Annotated in this window: 22 protein-coding genes; 10 read left to right on the forward strand and 12 right to left on the reverse strand. The window is 64.4% G+C overall.

What is annotated here, in order from left to right; translation table 11 throughout:
* Positions 1-11: 11 nt before the first annotated feature.
* Positions 12-1481: a pyridoxal phosphate-dependent decarboxylase family protein gene (locus ACWGTO_RS23905; protein ID WP_454577252.1), complete on the forward strand. Its 1470-nt coding sequence runs from the start codon at positions 12-14 to the stop codon at positions 1479-1481.
* A gap of 26 nt (positions 1482-1507) precedes the next feature.
* Here ACWGTO_RS23905 and ACWGTO_RS23910 read toward each other — a convergent pair whose 3' ends face one another.
* The 3 genes from ACWGTO_RS23910 to ACWGTO_RS23920 all read right to left on the reverse strand — a co-directional run bounded on the left by ACWGTO_RS23910 (position 1508) and on the right by ACWGTO_RS23920 (position 4140).
* Positions 1508-1924, reverse strand: a complete 417-nt coding sequence (locus tag ACWGTO_RS23910; RefSeq protein WP_454577253.1) for a YciI family protein — start codon at positions 1922-1924, stop codon at positions 1508-1510.
* A gap of 93 nt (positions 1925-2017) precedes the next feature.
* A complete protein-coding gene (locus ACWGTO_RS23915; protein ID WP_454577254.1) occupies positions 2018-3427 on the reverse strand; it encodes an ATP-binding protein in 1410 nt (469 codons plus the stop codon).
* On the reverse strand, positions 3424-4140 hold the full coding sequence (locus ACWGTO_RS23920; protein ID WP_454577255.1) for a response regulator: 717 nt from the start codon (positions 4138-4140) through the stop codon (positions 3424-3426). Before ACWGTO_RS23920 ends, ACWGTO_RS23915 begins: the two co-directional genes overlap by 4 nt.
* 258 nt (positions 4141-4398) lie before the next feature.
* Between ACWGTO_RS23920 and ACWGTO_RS23925 the strand changes: the two genes are divergently transcribed.
* From ACWGTO_RS23925 to clpS, 4 genes are all read left to right on the forward strand, one after another.
* On the forward strand, positions 4399-4701 hold the full coding sequence (locus ACWGTO_RS23925) for a hypothetical protein (RefSeq protein WP_454577256.1): 303 nt from the start codon (positions 4399-4401) through the stop codon (positions 4699-4701).
* Between the two features lie 37 nt (positions 4702-4738).
* Positions 4739-4993 carry a hypothetical protein gene (locus tag ACWGTO_RS23930; RefSeq protein ID WP_454577257.1) on the forward strand — a complete coding sequence of 85 codons (255 nt, stop codon included), beginning with the start codon at positions 4739-4741 and terminating at the stop codon, positions 4991-4993.
* Between the two features lie 152 nt (positions 4994-5145).
* A complete protein-coding gene (locus ACWGTO_RS23935) occupies positions 5146-5493 on the forward strand; it encodes a hypothetical protein (RefSeq protein ID WP_454577258.1) in 348 nt (115 codons plus the stop codon).
* Between the two features lie 242 nt (positions 5494-5735).
* On the forward strand, positions 5736-6041 hold the full coding sequence (clpS, locus tag ACWGTO_RS23940) for an ATP-dependent Clp protease adapter ClpS (protein ID WP_181061326.1): 306 nt from the start codon (positions 5736-5738) through the stop codon (positions 6039-6041).
* A gap of 166 nt (positions 6042-6207) precedes the next feature.
* Here the strand turns inward: clpS and ACWGTO_RS23945 are convergent, their stop codons facing one another.
* From ACWGTO_RS23945 to ACWGTO_RS23960, 4 genes are read right to left on the reverse strand one after another with little or no spacing between them, the layout of a single operon-like run.
* On the reverse strand, positions 6208-8295 hold the full coding sequence (locus ACWGTO_RS23945; protein ID WP_454577259.1) for a hypothetical protein: 2088 nt from the start codon (positions 8293-8295) through the stop codon (positions 6208-6210).
* A 4-nt stretch (positions 8296-8299) separates the two neighbouring features.
* Entirely contained in the window at positions 8300-11125 is a 2826-nt protein-coding gene (locus ACWGTO_RS23950) for a DUF4159 domain-containing protein (RefSeq protein ID WP_454577260.1), read from the reverse strand.
* Positions 11122-12084 carry a DUF58 domain-containing protein gene (locus ACWGTO_RS23955; protein ID WP_454577261.1) on the reverse strand — a complete coding sequence of 321 codons (963 nt, stop codon included), beginning with the start codon at positions 12082-12084 and terminating at the stop codon, positions 11122-11124. Before ACWGTO_RS23955 ends, ACWGTO_RS23950 begins: the two co-directional genes overlap by 4 nt.
* Entirely contained in the window at positions 12084-13088 is a 1005-nt protein-coding gene (locus ACWGTO_RS23960; protein ID WP_454577262.1) for an AAA family ATPase, read from the reverse strand. The genes ACWGTO_RS23955 and ACWGTO_RS23960 overlap by 1 nt, the downstream gene beginning before the upstream one ends.
* A gap of 146 nt (positions 13089-13234) precedes the next feature.
* On the opposite strand from ACWGTO_RS23960, the gene ACWGTO_RS23965 reads away from it, so the two are divergent.
* Genes ACWGTO_RS23965 through ACWGTO_RS23975 form a run of 3 tightly spaced genes read left to right on the forward strand, consistent with a single transcriptional unit; the run spans position 13235 to position 15764 of the window.
* A complete protein-coding gene (locus tag ACWGTO_RS23965; RefSeq protein ID WP_454577295.1) occupies positions 13235-13864 on the forward strand; it encodes a DUF1285 domain-containing protein in 630 nt (209 codons plus the stop codon).
* A complete protein-coding gene (locus ACWGTO_RS23970; protein ID WP_454577296.1) occupies positions 13864-14496 on the forward strand; it encodes a CoA pyrophosphatase in 633 nt (210 codons plus the stop codon). The genes ACWGTO_RS23965 and ACWGTO_RS23970 overlap by 1 nt, the downstream gene beginning before the upstream one ends.
* Positions 14493-15764 carry a CCA tRNA nucleotidyltransferase gene (locus ACWGTO_RS23975; RefSeq protein ID WP_454577263.1) on the forward strand — a complete coding sequence of 424 codons (1272 nt, stop codon included), beginning with the start codon at positions 14493-14495 and terminating at the stop codon, positions 15762-15764. The genes ACWGTO_RS23970 and ACWGTO_RS23975 overlap by 4 nt, the downstream gene beginning before the upstream one ends.
* Positions 15765-15773: 9 nt before the next feature.
* Here the strand turns inward: ACWGTO_RS23975 and ACWGTO_RS23980 are convergent, their stop codons facing one another.
* The 3 genes from ACWGTO_RS23980 to hemF form a co-directional block, all read right to left on the reverse strand.
* Positions 15774-15959 carry a DUF1059 domain-containing protein gene (locus ACWGTO_RS23980; RefSeq protein ID WP_454577264.1) on the reverse strand — a complete coding sequence of 62 codons (186 nt, stop codon included), beginning with the start codon at positions 15957-15959 and terminating at the stop codon, positions 15774-15776.
* Between the two features lie 336 nt (positions 15960-16295).
* The gene (locus tag ACWGTO_RS23985) at positions 16296-16556 is read right to left on the reverse strand and encodes a DUF1344 domain-containing protein (protein WP_454577265.1); all 261 of its coding nucleotides are present in this window, start codon (positions 16554-16556) and stop codon (positions 16296-16298) included.
* 244 nt (positions 16557-16800) lie between these two features.
* On the reverse strand, positions 16801-17715 hold the full coding sequence (gene hemF / locus ACWGTO_RS23990) for an oxygen-dependent coproporphyrinogen oxidase (protein WP_454577266.1): 915 nt from the start codon (positions 17713-17715) through the stop codon (positions 16801-16803).
* Between the two features lie 108 nt (positions 17716-17823).
* Between hemF and ACWGTO_RS23995 the strand changes: the two genes are divergently transcribed.
* Positions 17824-18081 carry a hypothetical protein gene (locus ACWGTO_RS23995; RefSeq protein WP_112396426.1) on the forward strand — a complete coding sequence of 86 codons (258 nt, stop codon included), beginning with the start codon at positions 17824-17826 and terminating at the stop codon, positions 18079-18081.
* Here ACWGTO_RS23995 and soxR read toward each other — a convergent pair.
* Positions 18050-18523, reverse strand: coding sequence for a redox-sensitive transcriptional activator SoxR (gene soxR, locus ACWGTO_RS24000; protein ID WP_454577267.1), 474 nt, complete (start codon positions 18521-18523; stop codon positions 18050-18052). The two genes, ACWGTO_RS23995 and soxR, sit on opposite strands and share 32 nt — an antisense overlap.
* 147 nt (positions 18524-18670) lie before the next feature.
* Positions 18671-19129: a tRNA (cytidine(34)-2'-O)-methyltransferase gene (locus ACWGTO_RS24005; RefSeq protein ID WP_454577268.1), complete on the reverse strand. Its 459-nt coding sequence runs from the start codon at positions 19127-19129 to the stop codon at positions 18671-18673.
* 445 nt (positions 19130-19574) lie between these two features.
* On the opposite strand from ACWGTO_RS24005, the gene ACWGTO_RS24010 reads away from it, so the two are divergent.
* Complete coding sequence (locus ACWGTO_RS24010; protein WP_454577269.1) at positions 19575-19964, forward strand: hypothetical protein; 390 nt, start codon at positions 19575-19577, stop codon at positions 19962-19964.
* Positions 19965-19973: the final 9 nt, after the last annotated feature.

Here is a 19973-nt window from a genome sequence, read left to right on the forward strand (position 1 = left end):
GAGCAATCTGCATGGATGCGATGCCTTTCACCTCGGCTGCCGAGGAAACGCTTGACCCCTCGGACTGGGCCGATGTGCAGATCCTGTCGCATCGGATCGTTGACGATGCCGTCGCTTACCTGCGCGACGTCAGGGAACGGCCGGTGTGGCAGGAGATGCCCGGAGATGTGAGGGACTTCTTCACCGGCTCCCTGCCGCAGTCGCCGACGCCGCTTGCCGACATCTATGGCGATGTCGTGGACAAGGTGATGCCCTATCCGATGGGCAACATCCATCCGCGCTTCTGGGCCTGGTATATGGGGTCGAGCAATTTTACGGGCGCGCTCGGCGATTTCCTGGCGGCAATCCAGGGCTCCAACCTCGGCGGCGGCAACCATGCCGCCGCCCTGATGGACAGCCAGGTGGTCGATTGGTGCAAGCAGATGACGGGCATGCCGGCCTCGGCCAGCGGCACATTGGTCAGCGGCGGCTCGATGGCCAACATCATCGGGCTGACCGTGGCGCGCAACACCAAGGCCGGCATCGACGTGCGCGAGCACGGCGTTGCGGCCATCGAAAAGCCGTTGCGCTTCTATGGCTCGGACCAGATCCATTCCTGTCATCGCAAGGGGATGGAAGCGCTCGGCCTCGGCAACAAGGCGCTGCGCCGCATTGCCAGCGATGCCAGCCTGCGCATCGACATTAGGGCATTGCGGGCGGCGATTGCCGAAGACCGCGCGGCCGGGTTCAAGCCGGCATGCGTCATCGGCAATGCCGGCACGGTGAACACCGGCGCGATCGACGATCTGCGGGCGCTGGCCAAGCTGGCGCATGAGGAAGACATGTGGTTCCACGTCGACGGCTGCATAGGTGCGTTGATCGCGATTGCGCCTGAGAACGCCCACCGCGTCGGCGGCCTCGAATGGGCCGATTCTATCGCGCTCGATCCGCACAAATGGCTGCATGCGCCGTTCGAGGCCGGCTGCGCGCTGGTAAGGGATGCTTCGGCGCATCGCAAGACCTTCGCGGTGACGCCGGAATTTCTGGAATCGACGCCGCGCGGCCTTGCCTCGGGAGAATGGCTGCACGACTACGGCCTGCAGACGTCGCGCGGCTTCAAGGCGCTCAAAGTGTGGATGGCGCTGCGGGAACATGGCGTCGAGAAATTCGGCCGCCTGATCGACCAGAACATTGCGCAAGGGCACTACCTCTCGAGCCTGATCGAGGCCGAACCGGCGCTGGAACTGACGGCGCCGACCAGCATCAACATCGTCTGCTTCCGCTATCGCGCGGAAGGGCTCGATGGCGAGCGCTCGAAGGCGCTCAACACCGAGATCATGCTGCGGCTGCAGGAAGACGGCATCGCCGCCATTTCCGACACGACGGTGCAGGGCCGGCATTGCCTCAGGGTGGCGATCAACAACCATCGCACCCGGCGCGAGGATCTCAAGCTTCTGGTCGGCGCAACGGTTCGCCTGGGCAATGAGATCGCTTCTGCCTGACCGGCCATGGGTCGGCCAGGCGGCTCTCAGCCGCTGGCGGCCTCCTTGACATCGCCCCTGCCTGATCCTTCCGCGACGGGAAATGTCACGCCGGGAAGGTAGAATGTGATCGAGCGGATTTCGTAGACAGCTGAAGGGTTGACGCGCCTGAGGTCGCGCGCAGCCGCGATGGCCTCGTCCTGGCTGGCGCAATTGAGGACATAAAGACCCAGCAATTGCTCCTTGGTCTCGGCAAACGGACCGTCGATCACCATGCCGTCGCCCGGGCCGCGCAGCGTCACGGCGTCAGCCGTCGCGCCCAGCCTTGCCGCCGGTCCAAGCTTGCCCTCGCGGGTCAGCCTGGCATTGACCTCGAGCAGGTCGTGCATCAGCGCCGCATCCTGCTGCGGCGTCAGGGACTGGATGGTCTGTTCGACGTGATAGGCCAGGATGGCGTAAAACATGCGGCGATCTCCTCCTGTTCGAGCCGCCGCACTATTGCAAGGTTGGGTTGGCTGATCCAGCCCCAGTGCCTATCGAGACGGTAGTCTGTTGCCTTATGCCGCCAGCGGCAGGCTGAGTTCCGTCAGCAGGCCACCGCCGGGGTGGTTGGACAGGTTGACTTCGCCGCCGGCGGCACGCGCAATGTTGCGGGCAATGGTCAGGCCAAGGCCAAGCCCGCCGGTCTGCCGGTTGCGCGACTGTTCCAGCCGCACAAAGGAGCCGAACACCTGGTCGAGCTGCGCCTGCGGTATGCCCGGCCCCTCGTCGCGGATGACCAGCGTGATCGTGCCGTCGGACTGGCGCAGGCTCAGATGCGCCTTCTTGCCGTAGGTCACGGCATTCTGGACCAGATTGTTGACGCAGCGCTTGAGCGCCACCGGCCGGGCCATGCAGATCATGCCACGCGGCCTTGCGCCGTCATGGTCGAACGAGACGTCCTCGAAACCGTCGGCGATCGATTCCACCAGCGACCAGAAATCGATCCGCTCGCTCTTTTCCTCGGTGACTTCGAAAGTGGCGAAATCGATGACCGAGCTGGCAATGCTCTCGATGTCGGCGAGGTCGTGGGCCAGCGCCTCGCGCGCTGTCGATTTACGCAAGAGTTCGAGGCGCAGCCGCATGCGGGTCAGCGGCGTGCGCAGATCGTGGGCGAGTGCCGCCGCAAGATGCTCGCGGTCCTCGACATAGTCGCGCAGCCGGACCTGCATGGCGTTGACGGCTTTGGCCGCGGCGCGGATTTCGCGGCTGCCGGTCTCGGCTATCGGCGGGCTCTTCAGATCGGTGCCGATCCGGTTGACCGCCGTTTCCATCATCCGGTAGGGCGCCGTCAGCCGGCGCAGCGACCAGATCGACATGATCACCACCAGCCCGGCGATCAGCGAATAGAGCGGCAGGCTGTCGAAGCTCAGTATCGGTCCGACCGGCGTGTTGGGCTCGGTGAAGTTCAGCCATTGGCCGTCGGCGAAGCGGACCGATGCCGTCAGCTTGTCGCTCTGGGCAAAGCTTGCCGCCAGTCCCAGGAGATCACGCTCCACCGCGCCGACATCCTTGGTGAGCACCACGCCGCCAGGCGCGCTGGCTGCCTGCGATGCCGGATCGCGCCGGACGCGTGCGTCGGTGATGCCGAATTTCGACAGCCGCCCGACCAGGATGTCCTCGAGCTCGGCCAGTTCGTCGTCGCCGGCGATCGATGAGGTGACGGCGGGCGTGTCCGAAACGGTGAGCGCATAGGTGGCGTTGAACAAGCCGGATGCCGTCAGCTTGCGCTGCTCTGGCGTGTCGTCATGCATCAGCTGCACCAGCGAATAGGCGCGGTCGTTCAGCCGGTAGAGATCGACCTCATCATTGGCGACGGCACGGTCGCGCGAGACGATATAGAGGGTGGCGACCTGGCTGATCAGCAGGCCGGCAATGACAATGAGCAAAACCCAGACCGGCAGGGTTTGCGGCAGCAGGCGTCTCATTCGGAGGTGGTCTCGGGCAGGAACTGGTAGCCGCCGCTGCGCACGGTCAGGATCAGCTTGGGCGTCTTGGGGTCGTCTTCCATCTTGCGCCTGAGACGGCTGACCAGAATGTCGATGCTGCGGTCGAAGGAATAGTCGCTGTCGCCGCCGGAAAGTTCGATGAGCTGGTCTCGCGTAAGCACGCGCTGCGCGCTTTTGACGAAGGTCTGCAAGAGGTTGAACTCAGCCATGGTCAGCTCGACCCTGACGTCGCCCGGCGCCATCAGCCGGCGGCGCGAACAGTCCATCGTCCAGCCGGCGAAATGGTAGATCTGCTTGGTGGTGGGGCGCTTCGGCTCGGCAGCACCATTACGTCTCAACACGGCACGGATGCGGGCCAGAAGCTCGCGCGGATCGAAGGGCTTCGGCACATAATCGTCGGCGCCCATCTCCAGCCCCACCACACGGTCGGTGGTCTCGGTGACTGCCGTCAGCATGATGATGGGCGTGGAGTAGCTGGCGCGCAGGTCGCGGCAGAGCTCCAGCCCGCTTTTCCCGGGTAGCATCACATCGAGAACGATCAGGTCGACCTGCGTGCGGCGCAGTACGTCCTCCATCTCGATGCCGTCGGCGGCAACCGTGGTGCGCAGGCCGCGCTTCTGGAAAAATTCCTGAAGCAGGTCGCGAATGCCCTTGTCGTCATCGACGATCAGTATGTGTGCATCGGATTTCACGGCGATCCTGTCATTCTTGGCGGCCAGTCGGGGGGCCGCCCTTCGAGTCTGCTTTAGCGACGTCACCCACACGATAGAATTCTGGCCACATGTTGGCCAGCGGCGACGATCGCCTGCAGAGCCGATTTGCCAGAAACAATTCAGAAACAAAATTCTATATTCCGGAAAAACTTCCGAAAAAAATCAAAGGCATAAAGGGTGCCGTGGCGGTCAGGTCATCGGCTGCGACGCTAGTCTCCGGAGTAACGGACATTACCAATGCACAGGTTCACGATCAGCTTGATGGGTGCGCTATTCAGCATTTCGCTCGTCACGGCCGCGATCGCAGCCTCCAGCGCAAAGGTGACGCCGATCACAAGGAGCGAGCGCTGCATCGATCTCAATCGCCAGGTAGACGAAGCCCTCGAAACCCATGCCGCGGCAACGCAGGTCACCGCGGCGAAAGCACTGCAAAGAAAGGGAAACCGGTTCTGCGCCAACAAGAAACAGGCACAGGGTATCCGGATGCTCGCGAACGCTTTGAAGCTGCTTGGAGTGACACCGATCGACCCGGTTCAGTGACACTCAAACCGACCCGCACAAAAAAGGAAACGAAGCCATGAACAAGTCCATCCTCTCCGCTCTCGGTCTCGCAGTCGCTCTGGCCTTCTCGATGCCGGTTGTCAGCAACGCTGCTGCCACCACGACCGCTGCTCCGGCTGCTACGACCGCCACGACCGCTCCGGCTGCCGCGCCGATGAAGGCTGCTCCGAAGAAGGTCGCGATGAAGAAGGTCGTCAAGGCCTGCAAAGTGACCAAGACGCACCAGTGCCCGGTCAAGAAGGCCCCCAAGAAGGCCGCGAAGAAGGCCTGATCAGAGCGGGCCAACAGCCCTATCTGATAACAAGGCCGCTCCAGTCCCCCCGGCTGGAGCGGCCTTCTCATATCCGGCGAGCGCGATTCTCGCATCGATGGGTCCGACCGCCTTTAACCCGTTTGCAATGCCGGTCCGATAGGACAGCCAGCATGAAGAAGCGGCTTTCATCCATTCTGCGCTCGATGGCCATTGGCGGCCTTGTGGCCTCGGCTGTGGTCAGGGTGCTGATTCAGTTTTCCGCCAGCCCGGTGCCCGATCCGGTGAGCGGGCGCACCGAGCCTTCGCTGTTTGCGCCGGCCGTCTCCAGCAACTGGCAATACATCGCACCATGGCAGAGCCTGCTGCTTGCCGTGCTCACCGGCTCGGCGCTGGCCTGTTTTGCCGGCTGGCTCGCGGTCGCCTGGATGGAGCGCAAGGCGGCCGGATCCAGGCCGGATGCGGCATCCACCGCCCGGCAATTCCATACCCGTCGCGTCATCGACCGTCAGGGCCGTTGAACCGCAGCAGACAGTTCCTAAATTTGTGAACGGTAGCACTCCCGGGAGGCCGGTTTCGCGCGCCGATCAAAATGGACGACCGCTTTCCCCCATGACAAAGTGAGAGCGACCCAGAGCCGGATGATTTCAGATCTGTTCGACCTGAAATCTGAATCCGGCTCTAAATCAAGGAATAGAGCATGATGCCGTCCGAAAACCGCGTCACACTTTTCGGCATCATGCACTAGCAATGCCGGTTCCCGATGCCTGAAATCACCTCGAAGCCCCGCACCAAGACCAAGCCGCAGACCGAGCGCCCGAAGCTCTACAAGGTCATCCTCATCAATGACGATTTCACGCCGCGTGAATTCGTGGTGACGGTGCTGAAGGGTGAGTTCAAGCTCAGCGAAGACCAGGCGCACCGGGTGATGATCACCGCGCATCAGCGCGGCGTCTGCGTCGTCGCGGTCTTCACCCGGGACGTCGCCGAGACCAAGGCGACGCGGGCCACCGATGCCGGCAAGGCCAAGGGCTATCCGCTGCTGTTTACGACGGAGCCGGAGGAGTAGGAGCCTTTCCCTTCCCCCCCTTGTGGGGGAAGGTGGATCGGCGCGCAGCGCCGAGACGGATGAGGGGTGTTCCAGGGAATGCCAACGTCTCACTCCGCTGGAACCCCCCCTCATCCGTCGCCTTCGGCGACACCATCTCCCACAGGGGGAGAAGGAAGAGGTGGCGCTACCTTCCCTCGCGATACCACATCGCGCCCATTGCGAGCAGCAGCAGGCCGAGGCCGAGGAAGCCGCCGAACAGCGGCACGCGCGAGACGGCTTTCAGCACGCTGTCGTCGGTGGTGCGCAGGCCGATCCAGTCGGCGCCCGAGGCGGCGCCGGAGGCGCGGACCGGGACGATGGAGGGCAGGGCGACACTGCCGGTAAGCTGGCCAAGGGTCGACGACGCCGCCAGCCGGCGCACGCTGCCGCCAGTGGCTTCCGCCGGCGCCTTCAGCCGGTTCTCGGTGGAGATGACGTCGGAGAATTCCGGCGCGTTGACCGGACCGACATGGGCAAGTGCGGTCAGGTCGCCATTGCCGATCTGGTAGAGGCCGATCTCCTTGGTCTCGACGCTGCCCAGGAAAACGCCAGGTTCGGATTTCTCCAGCTTGACGATCAGGGCCTTGCCAGATGGGGTGATGACCTGCGCCGGGCCGGGATCGTCGCTCATTGTCTGGCGGCGGATTTCAAGCACCATGCCGCGTCCGTCGGCGGTCAGCCGCTCTTCCTCGAGCTCTGGCTCCTTCATCAGCCAGTGGGCGATGCGGCGATAGAGCTGGACATGCGGGCCGCCGCCCTCGAAGCCGCGCGCCCACAGCCAGCCCTGATCGGACAGCAGCATGCCGACGCGGCCTTCGCCCTTGTGGTCGAGCAAAAGCAGGGGACGGTTGTCGGCGCCCTTCATCACCACTTCGCCTTCAGGGTTCTGCACGCCGATGGTACGGAACCAGCGGCTCCAGTGCGGCGGCTCTGTGGCCGAACCGTCGAGGCCGCGCGTCACCGGATGGCGCTGGCCAACATCGGTGAGGCGCGGATAGAAGGCCTTGTCGATGACTTCGCCGGTCGGCATCGCCGGCAGCGACGACATCAGCGGTGTGCGGGCAATCGAGGAGTCGCCGGCATATTCCGGCCCGGCTGCGATCAAAAGCGCGCCGCCCTTTTCGACATATTCAGAAATGTAGTCGTAATAGAGGATCGGCAGCACATCGCGGTGCTGGTAACGATCGAAGATGATGAGATCGAAATCTTTGATCTTCTCGACGAACAATTCGCGCGTCGGGAAGGCGATCAGCGACAATTCGTTGATCGGCGTGCCGTCCTGCTTTTCCGGCGGCCGCAGAATGGTGAAGTGGACGAGATCGACCGAAGCGTCGGATTTCAGCAGATTGCGCCAGGTGCGCTCGCCGGCATGCGGCTCGCCGGAGACCAGCAGCACGCGCAAATTCTCGCGGATGCCGTCGATCAGCGCGAGGGCGCGGTTGTTGGCGTCGGTTAGTTCGCCCGGCTCGCGGTCGATGGAGAGTTCGACGATGTTGCGGCCGGCGCCGGGAATGGTCACCTGCAGCGGCATGGCCTGGCCGATGGTGGCCTCTTCGACCGCCACCTGCTCGCCATTGACCGAGACGCGCACATCGACCGGGCCGGTTTCGCCGTCGGTGGCGATGACACGGTAGGTCATGTCGAGAGGCTTGCCGACCAGGCCGAAGCGCGGCGCGTTCTCGAAGCGGATGCGGCGGTCCTTCTCGTGCTCATTGCCGGTGATCAGCGCGTGCAGCGGCGCGTTGAAGTCGGAGGCGGCGGGCGGTGCGTCATGCACCTCACCATCGGTGATCATGATGGCGCCACCGATGCGCGATGGCGGCACGTCGCGGAAAGCGCCTTCGAGGGCTGCAAAAAGCCTGGTTTCGGTGCGCTCCTCCGCGGCTTCCGATTTGCCGGCCTCGACGACGCGGACGTCGAACTGCTTGAAGCGGCCAAGGCGCTGCTGCAACCCGGCCAGCGCTTCGTCTGTCTGTTTGGTTCGGTCGCCTATGTCCTGGCTCTGGCTGCGGTCGACGATGACGGCAACCACACTCTTCAACGCCTCGCGCTCCTCGTCGAGGAAGACCGGATTGAGCAAGGCGGCGCCCAGCGCAATCAGCGCGGCGAAGCGGAAGATCGCGCCGCGCTGGCGAAACCACAGGCCGACAGCCGCGAGCAGCAGCAGCGGCACGAGCACCAAAGCCAGCAACGGCCAAGACAGCAGCGGTTCGAAGGAGATCGACCAGTTCATGATCTCACTGCCCCAACCGTTCGAGCAGGATCGGCACGTGCACCTGGTCGGATTTGTAGTTGCCGGTCAGCATGTACATCATGATGTTGACGCCGGCGCGCAGCGCATAGATGCGCTGCATCGGGTCCGACGGCACAGTCGGCAGCAACGGGTCGCCATTCTCGTCGACAGCCCAGGCGCCGGCAAAATCATTGGCGGTGATGAGGATCGGCGAGACGCCGTCGCCGACGCGCACCGGCCGGTTCTCGGCGTTGCTGGCGTCGAGCGAGGCTTCGACCCAGAGCGGGCTGCCGGCGAAGCGGCCGGGAAATTCGGGCAGGATGAAGAAGGATTTGGTCAGCACATGGTCGGCAGGCACCGGCTCCAGCGGCGGCACGTTGAGATTGCCGAGGATGTCGCGCAACCGCTCCGTTGCCGGGCTCGCCGAATCCGCACCTATGCCGTTGGCAAACTGGTCGCGCGTGTCGAACAGCACCGTGCCGCCCTGTTGCATGTAGGCGTCGATACGGGCGATCGCGGCCTCGCTCGGCATCGGCGCGGAAGGGTCGATTGGCCAGTAGATCAGCGGATAGAAGGACAGCTCGTCCTTCGAGATGTCGACGCCAGCCGGCGCGCCCGGCTCGAGCGCGGTCTTCTCGATCAGGAAACGGGTCAGGCCCTCAAGGCCGGCGCGGCTGATCGAATCGTCACCCGGCACGCCGGTCAGCACGTAGGCGATTCGGGTCTTGGCAATGTCCTCGATGGCCGCGTCGTCGCCCGGTTTGGCATCGTCGGCGCGGGCGAGGTCGGCATGGCCAAACAGCATGCCGAGGCCGAGCAGCAGCGCAGCAGTCGTTGCGGCGGCCGAGCGGGCGCGGCGCGGCCTGCGCGACAACAGCCCACCCATCCAGAACACAGCCAGCGTGTCGAGCAGCATCAGCACCAGTGCCGCGGTGACCAACGGAGCCTTGAGGTCGCGTGATTCATCGAAAGCATATTGGATATTGGTCACCGGCACGGTGAATTGCGGCCGCACCAGCGGCGCGAAGGCGGTGGCCGGATCGAGCAGATTGTGGGCGAAGACGCCGGTCTCGGAGCCATAGAGGCCTGGCGGGTTCTCGAACGTCACGGGCAGCGGGCCGGCGACGGGCACCAGCGGCCGTGCATCCGGCGTCGGCGGCACCAGCGCGCCGTCGGCCGCGATCATGCGGTAGGGCGCCAGCGAGGTGGCGGCGGCTTCGGCGTTGGCGACCGCCGCACCCTGGTTGCGCGACAGCTGCACGATGCGCCGCAGCATCTCGACGAAGCTGCCGGAGATCGGCAGGGTCGACCATGTCGCTTCCGGCGTGACATGGAACAGGACGAGCGTGCCCTTGCCCTTTTTCAGCCCGGTCACCAGCGGCGTGCCGTCGGCTAGCGTTGCCCAGGTACGCTCGACGATATCGGGCGTCGGCTCGGCCAGGACCTGCCGGCTCACCGTGACTTCGGCGGGCGGGCCAAGGTCGGCAAACGGGCCGTTCTTCGGAAACTCTGTCACCGCCTGCGGCGTCGTCCATGACAGGGAGCCGCCGAGCGAACGCTCGCCGGTGCGCAGCCTGACCGGCAGAAGATCGTCGTCATTGCCGGCGGCGGCCAGCCGCGACCCGGCGAAGCGCACCAGCGTGCCGCCATTGTCGACCCAGTCGACCAGCCGCTGACGGACCTGTGGCGGAATAGTGCCGATATCGGCCATGACGATCATCGCCGGCTTCTGGTCGAGGAGCTGCGGGATGGCGTCGGCGAGATCGGCGCTCGACGGCTCGACCAGATCGGCGAAGGGTTGCAGCGCGCGCCTGATGTAGTAGAGAGGCGACAGAAGCGGCTGCGCCTGGTCGGCCTCGGCCTGCGACAACAACCCGACGCGGCGGCGCTTGGAGCTTTCATCGAGCACGCGCACCGCACCCGCCTGGCGCTCGCCATCCAGCGCGATCGAGGCGAAGTCGTTGCGCAGTTCGAACGGAACCGCCATCGTGCCGGTGGCGGTGGTTTCGCCGGGAGCGAATGTCAGCGTCGCATCGGCGATGCGCCGGCCCTTATCGTCAAAGGCGCCGGCGGTGAGCTGAGCCGGGGCCGGATCGCCGGGCGCGCGAATGGCGGTCAGCGCAAAGCCGTCGACCTGGTTCTCGGCGCCGGTGAGGCCGGTCAGCGCCAGCCGGTCGGAGCTCGCCCAGACGACACGGGCGGCATTTCTCGACAGCAGCGTGTTGAAGGCGGCCTCGTCGCCTTTTGCCGCCAAGCCATCGGCCAGAACGGCAACGCTGGCGCCGGGCAGGGTCTCCAGCACGCCGGCAACGCGGGCATAGACGGCGGGGCGGTCGGTCGGGATCGGCCGCGGTTTTGCCGCGCGCAGCCGATCGAGTGCAGCGACGGCGTCGAAGGGGCCGATCTCGGCATTGGGTTTTTCGGCGGTGAAGGCGATGACGACCGGCACACCATTCGAGCCGGCATCGGCGATCAGCCGCTGGGCGGTGGCGACGCGCTTGCCCCAGTCGGCGGCACTTGCCCAGTCATTATCGATGACCAGTGCCAGGGCTGCGCCCTCGGCCGGCAGTTTTTCGCGCGGGTTGAAGACGGGTTCGGCAAGGGCGGCAACGACAAGGGCGGCCATCAGCAGCCGCAGCAGCGTCAGCCACCACGGACTCTGCTGCGGCGTTTCCTCGCGCTTCAGCACGCGGGCGAGGATCTTCAGTGGCGGGAACACTTCCGTTTGCGGCTTGGGGGGCGTGAGCCTGAGCAGCCACCAGATCACCGGCAGTGCCAGCAGGCCCCACAATACCATGGGGGCGCCGAAGGAGAGCGGCACCCAGCTCATGCGCTGACCTTTCCTGGCTGACCGCCACTGGCGGTCATGCCGGCACGACCGCTAGCGGCTGGCCCGGCAAAGCCATCGGCGGTCATCGCCATGTGGATACGCACCAGCGCCTCGGAAGCGAGGCGGTCCGTGTGGTTGACGGTGTAGCTCCAGCCGAGCCGCTTGCACCAGCCGGCCAGCTCCTGGCGGCGCGCGGTGTAGAGCAGGCGGTATTCGTCGCCGAGCATTTCGGCACGGCCGGCGGTCAGCTTGTCGCCGGTCTCGGGATCGGTGAATTCGGTGCGTCCGGCATAAGGGAAGGTTTCCTCGGCCGGATCGGCGACCTCGATCAGATGCGCGCGCACGCCATGGCGCGCCAGAACGTCGAGCCAGGCCATGGTCTCTTCGACCGGATCGAGGAAATCACTGACGATGACGATGTCGCAAAAGCGGCGGATGGCGGACAGGTCGGGCTTTGCCGGCGGGTCGGCGGCGTGCATCAATTGCGCTGCGATGCGCTCGGCGCCGTTGCGGGCGGTGAACGGATCGGTCAGGCCCGGCCAAGCGATGCGCTCGCCGCTGCGCGACAGCAATTCGGCCATGGCCAGCGCCAGCACCAGCGCGCGGGATTCCTTGGATACGCTTGCGCCGGTCGATTTGTAGAGCATGGAGGGCGAGGGGTCGGCCCACAGCCACACCGTGTGGGCGGCCTCCCATTCGCGGTCGCGCACATAGGTATGGTCGTCGCGGGCCGACCGGCGCCAGTCGATGCGCGAGGAATCGCCTTCGACATAGGGGCGGAACTGCCAGAAATTCTCGCCGATGCCGCGCTTGCGGCGGCCATGCCAGCCGGCGATCACCGTGTTGACGATGCGGCGCGCTTCGACCAGCAGATCGGGAACCAGCGAAGCCCGCAACCGGCCCCTGGCGAGCGCGTCGCGCGTCGCTGCCGGTGCCTGGACTTCGCCGATACGCGCCATCAGATGCCTTTGGCCAGTTTCGCCACCACGTCACGCACGGTCGTGCCCTCGGCGCGGGCGGCAAATGTCAGCGCCATGCGATGCTGCAGCACCGGCTCGGCCAGTGCGCGGATGTCGTCGACCGACGGCGCCAGCCTTCCGTCATAAAGGGCACGGGCGCGAGCGCAGAGCGTCAGCGCCTGGCTGGCACGCGGGCCTGGACCCCAGGCGACGTGCTTGTCGGTCTCGGCATTGCCCTGGCCGGGGCGCGCCGAACGCACCAGCTTGAGAATGGCGTCGACGACGCTTTCCGGCACCGGCATGCGGCGGATCAGCGTCTGGATTTCCTTCAGCCGCACAGGCTGCAGGACGTTTTGCGCCTTCGCGTCCTCGATGCCAGTGGTTTCCAAGAGGATGCGGCGCTCCGCCTCGATTTCGGGATAGAGGATGTCGACCTGCATCAGGAAGCGGTCGAGCTGCGCCTCGGGCAGGGGATAGGTGCCTTCCTGCTCCAGCGGGTTCTGCGTCGCCAGCACGTGGAAGGGTGCCGGCAGGTCGTGGCGAACGCCGGCGATGGTGACGTGGTATTCCTGCATCGCCTGCAGCAGAGCCGACTGGGTGCGCGGCGAGGCGCGGTTGATCTCGTCGGCCATCAGCAATTGCGCGAAGATCGGACCGGAGATGAAGCGGAAGGAGCGCTTGCCGGCCTCGTCCTGCTCCATCACTTCGGAGCCGAGAATGTCCGATGGCATCAGGTCGGGGGTGAACTGGATGCGGCGCGAATCGAGGCCGAGCACGACGCCGAGCGTTTCGACCAGCTTGGTCTTGGCAAGGCCGGGCACGCCGACCAGCAGCGCATGGCCGCCGGCGAGCAGCGCCACCAGCGTTCGCTCGACAACCGCTTCCTGGCCGAAGATGACGCGGCCGACACCGTCGCGGACCCTCGAAATATCGGCCAGCGCCGTCTCGGCCTGGGCGATCATGTCCTTTTCGCTGATCGGGCTTTCCTTGACCATCACGCTCATGCCGCATCGATCCTTGTGCTGGAGGTACCGGCTTGCACTATCGCAGTGCGCAGAATGCCGCGATTCGGCCTCGCCTGGCGCCTACGAATGAACTTAAATCACAGACTTAGGCTGACAAGCGGAACAACAGTGACTATTTCGTGACCATGACGGACCGCTCCGAACATCGCGAACAAGGCCTTGCCGGTGCCACAGAGACGCGCGGCCTGGAGGCGCTGATCTCGCGCGCCACCCGCGCCGGCAAGGGCGCGGCGCCGGTGGAGCGTTGGAATCCCGACTTTTGCGGCGATCTCGACATGGAGATCAAACAGGACGGAACCTGGTTTTATCTCGGCACGCCGATCGGCCGCATGCCGCTGGTGCAATTATTTTCCACCGTGCTGCGCAAGGACGAGGATGGCAGGACCTATCTGGTGACGCCGGTCGAACGGGTCGGCATCCGCGTCGTTGATGCCCCTTTCATCGCCGTCGAGATGGATGTTTCCGGCGCCGGCGCTGGGCAAATCATCACCTTCCGCACCAATGTCGGCGATGTCGTCGAGGCCGGACCCGGCCATCCGCTGCGCTTCGTCGACGAGAGCGAGACCGGCGGGCTGAAACCCTATGTGCTGGTGCGAGGACGGCTGGAAGCGCTGGTGACGCGGCCGGTGATGTACGAACTGGTCGAGCATGGCGAGGAGATCGACATCGGCGGCAAGACGATGTTTGCCGTGCGCTCGAAAGGCGAGGTCTATCCGATCATGCCGGCGGAAAAGCTGAAGCGGCTGAGCGCATGATGGACCAGGTGACGCCGCCGCCGTTTTCCACAGCGGATTTTCGCGCGCGGGTCGCGGCGCAGGCTGAAGCCCATGCCGGCGACGATTATGGCGACCATCGCTTCAACCCCGGTCATCCCCGGCTGACGCAGCTGAAGGCGCTGCGCGATGCTGCCGTGCTGATCCCGGTCGTCGACCACGGACGCGAAGCGACCGTGCTCTTGACCAAGCGGGCGGAAAAGATGCGCAGCCATTCCGGGCAGGTGGCTTTCCCCGGCGGTACGATCGATGCGACCGATCCGACACCGGAAGCAGCCGCGTTGCGCGAAACCTTCGAGGAGATCGGGCTCGGTCAGGATCGCATCGAGATCATCGGCCGCATGCCCGACTATGTCGCCGGCAGCGGCTATCGCATTGCCCCGGTGCTGGCGATCGTGGAGCCCGGTTTTACTCTGTCGCTCAATGCCGACGAGGTCGACGCCGCCTTCGAAGTGCCGCTCTCGTTCCTGATGGATCCGGCCAATCACACCAGGGACAGCCGCATGTGGAACGAACTCGAATGGTTCTTCTACGAGATGCCCTATGGCGGCCAGCGCATCTGGGGCGTCACCGCCGGCATCATCCGCACGCTCTATGAAAGGCTTTATGCGTGAGTGATCCGATATCGCTGACGGGCAGAGCCGACTGGCTCGGTGAAAAACATCTTCAGCGGCTGCTTGGCGTTCTGGCGCAAGACGGCGAAGAGGCCCGGATCGCCGGCGGCGCGGTGCGCAATGCGCTGATCGGCCAGCCGGTCGCCGACATCGATATCGCCACTACTTGCCTGCCTCAGGAAACCATCCGCCGGGCTGTAGCCGCAGGGTTCAAGGCGGTGCCGACCGGCATCGAGCATGGCACCGTCACGGTGGTTGCTGGTGGCACACCCTATGAGGTCACCACGCTGCGCGCCGATATCGAGACCGATGGCCGCCGGGCCAAAGTGTCGTTCGGCCGCGACTGGAGGGCCGACGCCGAACGGCGCGATTTCACCATCAACGCGCTCTATGCCGAGGCCGATGGCACGGTCGTCGACCTGGTCGGCGGCGTCGGCGATATCGAGGCGCGCCGGCTGCGCTTTATCGGCGATGCCGAGCAGCGCATCCGCGAAGACTATTTGCGCATCCTGCGCTTCTTCCGCTTCTTCGCCTGGTATGGCGACGGCCGGCCCGATGCCGAGGGATTGAAGGCCTGTGCCCGGCTCAAGGAAGGGCTCGCCCAACTCTCGGCCGAGCGCATCTGGTCCGAACTGAAAAAGCTGCTGGCCGCCCCCGACCCGTCGCGCGCCTTGCTATGGATGCGCCAGGCCGGCGTGCTCACCAGCGCCCTGCCGGAGAGCGAGAAATGGGGCATCGATGCCATACACGGGCTGGCCAAGACCGAGAAAGATCTGGGCTGGGCACCGGACCCGCTGCTCAGGCTGGAAGCGATCGTGCCGCCGGATGCCGCGCGGATGAAGACGCTGGGGGAGCGGCTGAAGCTCTCCACCAATGAGGCGGATCGCCTAAGGCACTGGGCGCTGACGGATGCGGTCGAGCCCAAGACGAGCGAGGCGGAACTGGCCAAAAAACTCTATGCCGGCGACCGCCAGGGTTTTGTCGACCGCCTGCGGCTGTCGCTCGCCTCGGCGCGGGCGCGCGCCGTCGAGGACAATGACGCGCTTGTCCGGGCCGGCGGTTTTTCGCGCCTGCTGACTTTTGCTCTGAAATGGGAAAAAACGGTGTTCCCGGTCAAGGGCGCCGATCTTACCGCGCTTGGCGCGTCGCCCGGGCCGAAACTCGGCGCGATCCTGAAAAACCTTGAAAAGGAATGGATCGACTCAGGCTTCGCGCTCGATCGCGACGCGCTGCTTGAGCGCGCCGCGGAGGCCCTGAAAGCCGGATAGGGTATTTCCCTAGGCCGCGTCGCGCACCTTCTCGATGCGCGAGCGGATCGCTTCGATCATCGTCTCGCGGATGATCGTTTCGCCATGCGTCTCGCGCATATGGTCGACGGCGCGGCGCATGACCTCGGCTTCCTCGTCGGCACGGGTGTGCCACTCACAGCCGGGAACCAGCGAGCCGCAATGGAATTCCTTCATGGGATTTTCTCCTTTCCTCCTGGGAGCCTACGCCTCTCATGGGCGCACGAAGCTCCGTCACCTTTGTTTCGCGCCCTGTCGCAGCAGTCGGTTCTGGGGGCACGTACGGAAGAACAAGCATAACACGGTTCGGCGGTTTTGGTTGCCGCTAAAGCGCGTCGCGTCAAGGCGGATACACGCGACGCGCTTTAGGTCTTTGATTTGATGCATGTCATTTTCCCAAAACCGAGGTCACTTTTGGGTGACATGCATAGGCAAAAAAGGCGGAGCAGCGCTGCTCCGCCTCTCTACGCTACCCCAGAACAAGACCAGTTCAGTCTTGTCCCGACAGGGCCGTCACTTCATGATCTTGACTGCCTCGGCAACTTTGTTCTTGCCGCTCATGTCCCAGGAAACGCGGACCTTTTCGCCGGTCTTCAGGCCAGGATCCTTGAAGGTCTTGGGCAGCGTAAAGGTGGATCCGTCGTCCAGAACGAGGCTCATGGCCGTTCCATCATAGGTCTTGACCGTGCCCGTGGTGTGCTTGACCGCGGCAAAGGCAACCGAGCCTGAGGCGAGAAGGGCGGCCGCGGCAGCCGAAACAATGAGTTTGCGCATGGTAACTACTCCTGGAAAATGCGGGGCATTCGATTGGGAAAACGCTCCGCTTCGTTAAGGGCCGTCCGGTTGCGTCGAGTCGCAGTTCGGGAGCGAACCACCGGCGCTTCCCGACCCGGAAACGACAAATAATCCTTTTATTTCAATTGCCTATTAGACGAAAAAGATAATGGCAATGCCACATTGCCTGCCCAGATTCGGCGAATGGGACGCTTTTGCGGCTCACGCTTCGCTCACCGATTTGTTACGGCCATCTCACCTCCGGCGGCAAGCTGGACAGGATCGAGGCGACATTGCCGCCGGTCTTCAGGCCGAAGATGGTGCCGCGATCGTGAAGAAGGTTGAATTCGACGTAACGGCCGCGGCGGACGAGCTGTTCGTCGCGGTCGTCGTCGGTCCAGCTTTCTTTGAAATGGGCCCGAACCAGATGGCCATAGACGACAAGAAAAGAGCGCCCGACATCCTGGACGAAGTTGAAATCGGCGTTCCAGCCGCCTTTCTCCTCGCTCGAATGCAGCCAGTCGAAAAAGATGCCGCCGACGCCGCGCGGTTCGTTGCGGTGTGGCAGATAGAAATACTCGTCGCACCAGGCCTTGAATTTGGGGTGGTCGGCGACCGCGGCGTTCTTCTCGCAGGCAAACCGCATGGCGCGGTGGAAGGCGACCGTATCGGGGTGATCTTCAGTGCGATTGCGGTCCAGCACCGGGGTCAGATCGGCGCCGCCGCCGAACCAGTGGCGCGACGTCACGACCATGCGAGTGTTCATATGCACCGCAGGCACCTTTGGGTTCCACGGATGCGCGATCAGCGAAATGCCCGATGCCCAGAAACTCGGATCTTCCTCGGCGCCGGGCATCTGCTTCCTGAACTCAGGCGAGAACTCGCCATGGACGGTCGAGGTGTGGACGCCGACCTTCTCGAAGACGCGGCCCCGCATCATCGACATGGTGCCGCCGCCGCCCTTGCCCTGGTCGCGCTCCCACGGCGTCTTTTCGAAACGGCCGGGCGACCATTCGACGAGCGGGCCGGTCAAGTCCTGCTCTATCTGCTCGAAGGTGGTGCAGATGCGCTCGCGCAGCGTCTCGAACCAGAGCCTGGCCTTCATCTTCTTCTGTTCAATGTCGGCTGGAAGGCCCGCCGGTATTTCTGGTCGTTCCAAATCAGGTCTCCAGCCGAGCCGACAAATGACTCGTCTTTTCCGGGCGCGATCCCTAATCTCTTAGGAGCAAGGGTCAAGTGTCATCTGTAAAGGCCCAGGAGTTCTTTGGTGCGCACCCCGGCAAGACCGCCGCTGCACGGCCTGAAGAAAAGGCTCGACCGTTCGCGCGCCGAGCACGAGCGTATGCCGCGTGACGGCTTTTTGCGCGAAACCTTCGTCCTGCCGCGCTCCGACGCGCGGCTCAAGGCCAAGGAATGGTTCGAACGCTTCCCCAAGCAGGCTTACTGGACCGAGATCGAAAGCTGGTTCGAGCGGCCAGGCGACGTCATCGAATTCACGATACGACGGCTGCCGGCGGCGGATTAGGTTCCACAAGCAGTCGCCTCGCGCCTGGCCCTAGGGCGCTCAACCGGTCTTCCCTGTTCCTTAGCGGGCATTTGTCGATCGACATGCAGCCGCAGCCGATGCAGTCGGTAAGGCCGTCGCGCAGCTTCTTCAACTGGCTGATCTTGCGGTCGAGATCGTCGCGCCAGCCGGTTGACAGCAGGTTCCAGTCCTCGCGCGTCGGCGTGCGGCCTTCTGGGAGCGATTCAAGTGCGGCGCCGATTTCGGCCAGCGAGATGCCGACCTCCTGGGCTATCCGGATGATCGCCACCCGCCGCAGCACGTCGCGGCCATAGCGCCGCTGGTTGCCCGCCGTGCGGTGGCTGCGGATCAGCCCGCGCGCTTCGTAGAAATGCAGCGCCGACACCGCCACGCCGCTGCGCATGGCCACCTGGCCAACCGTCAATTCCTTTACCGGAGCCATTTTCGTTTTTCCGCTTGACCTCAAGTTAAGTTGAGCTTGTAGCCAGGAAATGTCGATAGGGCAATTGAGGAGAAGGCGATGTGCGCCTGGGTGAGAATGACGCAAGACGCAACGGCCGTTGGCGATGGCGACACCGCATTGAAGGTTCTAGCCGAGCTGCCGGATGGCTTCGCCGGCGGTCATGGCGACGGACAGCGCGACATTGATGCTGCGCGTGTCCGGCTGAATGGGGATCGTCAGTCGCGCATCCGCCGCCTGATGGACAGAATCCGGCACGCCAGCGGATTCGCGGCCGAACAGCAGGATGTCGCCATCGGTAAAGGCAAAGCCGGTGTAGGCAGTCGCGGCTTTGGTGGTGAGCAGCACCAGCCGGCGCGCTTGGCGTCTGCGCCAGCCCTCGAAGGCGTTCCAGTCGACATGGCGGGTCAAGGCAGCCATTTCGAGGTAGTCCATACCAGCCCGCTTGAGCGCTTTGTCGGAGAGCGGGAAGCCGGCCGGTTCGATAATGTCGACGCCAAGACCGAGGCAGGCGGCGAAGCGCAGGATTGTCCCGGTGTTGCCGGCAATGTCAGGCTGGTAGAGAGCGATGCGGAGACGGTGGTTCATTTCCGCGTCTTCCTAATAAGTGGCAGATCGGCCACAGCGGACTCCTGGTTTTGGAAATTGCTGGACCTGCGGGTGGCCATTTTCTGCGAAGTCGATTATACCGCACGCATTGTCAACCCGAACCGATGGAGGGGTATTTCATGATGGCCATGCACATCCAGCGCCCCTCCCGTGGGCTTACCTGCCTGCCGGCGGTTTCGGTACGACGATTTACCTGACTTCTTAGATCTGATCGCACCGATTCCCGCCGAACCCAGTTTTCGGCTTTCGAAGGAATCCTGCGATGTTTTTCAACCTGTTGAAGGGGCTGTACGCCCCAACTGAGCGTGTCCCGACCGAGGTGTCCCCTCGTGTCCCGACCGATGCAATCCGTGCCTCCGGCCGAATGCCGGCGCACGACATTGCCTCGCCTTTTTATCTCTATTTGCACACGGAGGACGGACCGATGTTCGATCCCTATAAAATACCTGGTTCAAGAAGCCTGCACGAGCGCAAGACGGCGACCTGGGCGTTGCTGGTCGGCGAGACCTATTCGTCGGTGGTTCACGCCGAGACGCGCCGGCGTCCGCATCGCGGCATGTTGCCGGATGTCGATTTCTCGCGTGCGGTTCCTGACCACAGCCGGCCGTCGCTGGTGCGACGGATCATCCGTCTGATCCGGCCGGGCGCGAAAAACCGGGCTGGCGGCGGCGTGCCGTCAGGTCAGTCGACCGCGTCTGTCGGCGAAAAGCCCGCAAGTCCCTATATTGCGCGAAGCAGGACCGATGGCCCGGGTGATTCCGGGCCGTCGGTCCCCGACTTCGTACGCTCCGGGGACCTTTCCCATGCCGCGTGAGCGGAAAAC

This window comes from Mesorhizobium sp. PL10, assembly GCF_053714315.1.

Bases quoted from the DNA above. Each gene is read 5' to 3' on its own strand.
- ACWGTO_RS23935 (WP_454577258.1), top strand. From the start codon at position 5,146: ATGAAGAAGCGGCTTTCATCCATTCTGCGCTCGATGGCCATTGGCGGC.
- ACWGTO_RS24010 (WP_454577269.1), top strand. From the start codon at position 19,575: ATGTTCGATCCCTATAAAATACCTGGTTCAAGAAGCCTGCACGAGCGC.
- ACWGTO_RS23905 (WP_454577252.1), top strand. From the start codon at position 12: ATGGATGCGATGCCTTTCACCTCGGCTGCCGAGGAAACGCTTGACCCC.
- ACWGTO_RS23945 (WP_454577259.1), bottom strand. From the start codon at position 8,295: ATGAACTGGTCGATCTCCTTCGAACCGCTGCTGTCTTGGCCGTTGCTG.
- ACWGTO_RS23955 (WP_454577261.1), bottom strand. From the start codon at position 12,084: ATGGCGCGTATCGGCGAAGTCCAGGCACCGGCAGCGACGCGCGACGCG.
- ACWGTO_RS23960 (WP_454577262.1), bottom strand. From the start codon at position 13,088: ATGAGCGTGATGGTCAAGGAAAGCCCGATCAGCGAAAAGGACATGATC.
- ACWGTO_RS23980 (WP_454577264.1), bottom strand. From the start codon at position 15,959: ATGAAGGAATTCCATTGCGGCTCGCTGGTTCCCGGCTGTGAGTGGCAC.
- clpS (WP_181061326.1), top strand. From the start codon at position 5,736: ATGCCTGAAATCACCTCGAAGCCCCGCACCAAGACCAAGCCGCAGACC.
- soxR (WP_454577267.1), bottom strand. From the start codon at position 18,523: ATGGCTCCGGTAAAGGAATTGACGGTTGGCCAGGTGGCCATGCGCAGC.
- ACWGTO_RS23925 (WP_454577256.1), top strand. From the start codon at position 4,399: ATGCACAGGTTCACGATCAGCTTGATGGGTGCGCTATTCAGCATTTCG.
- ACWGTO_RS24005 (WP_454577268.1), bottom strand. From the start codon at position 19,129: ATGAACCACCGTCTCCGCATCGCTCTCTACCAGCCTGACATTGCCGGC.
- ACWGTO_RS23950 (WP_454577260.1), bottom strand. From the start codon at position 11,125: ATGAGCTGGGTGCCGCTCTCCTTCGGCGCCCCCATGGTATTGTGGGGC.
- ACWGTO_RS23910 (WP_454577253.1), bottom strand. From the start codon at position 1,924: ATGTTTTACGCCATCCTGGCCTATCACGTCGAACAGACCATCCAGTCC.
- ACWGTO_RS23965 (WP_454577295.1), top strand. From the start codon at position 13,235: ATGACGGACCGCTCCGAACATCGCGAACAAGGCCTTGCCGGTGCCACA.
- ACWGTO_RS23970 (WP_454577296.1), top strand. From the start codon at position 13,864: ATGGACCAGGTGACGCCGCCGCCGTTTTCCACAGCGGATTTTCGCGCG.
- ACWGTO_RS23915 (WP_454577254.1), bottom strand. From the start codon at position 3,427: ATGAGACGCCTGCTGCCGCAAACCCTGCCGGTCTGGGTTTTGCTCATT.
- ACWGTO_RS23985 (WP_454577265.1), bottom strand. From the start codon at position 16,556: ATGCGCAAACTCATTGTTTCGGCTGCCGCGGCCGCCCTTCTCGCCTCA.
- ACWGTO_RS23930 (WP_454577257.1), top strand. From the start codon at position 4,739: ATGAACAAGTCCATCCTCTCCGCTCTCGGTCTCGCAGTCGCTCTGGCC.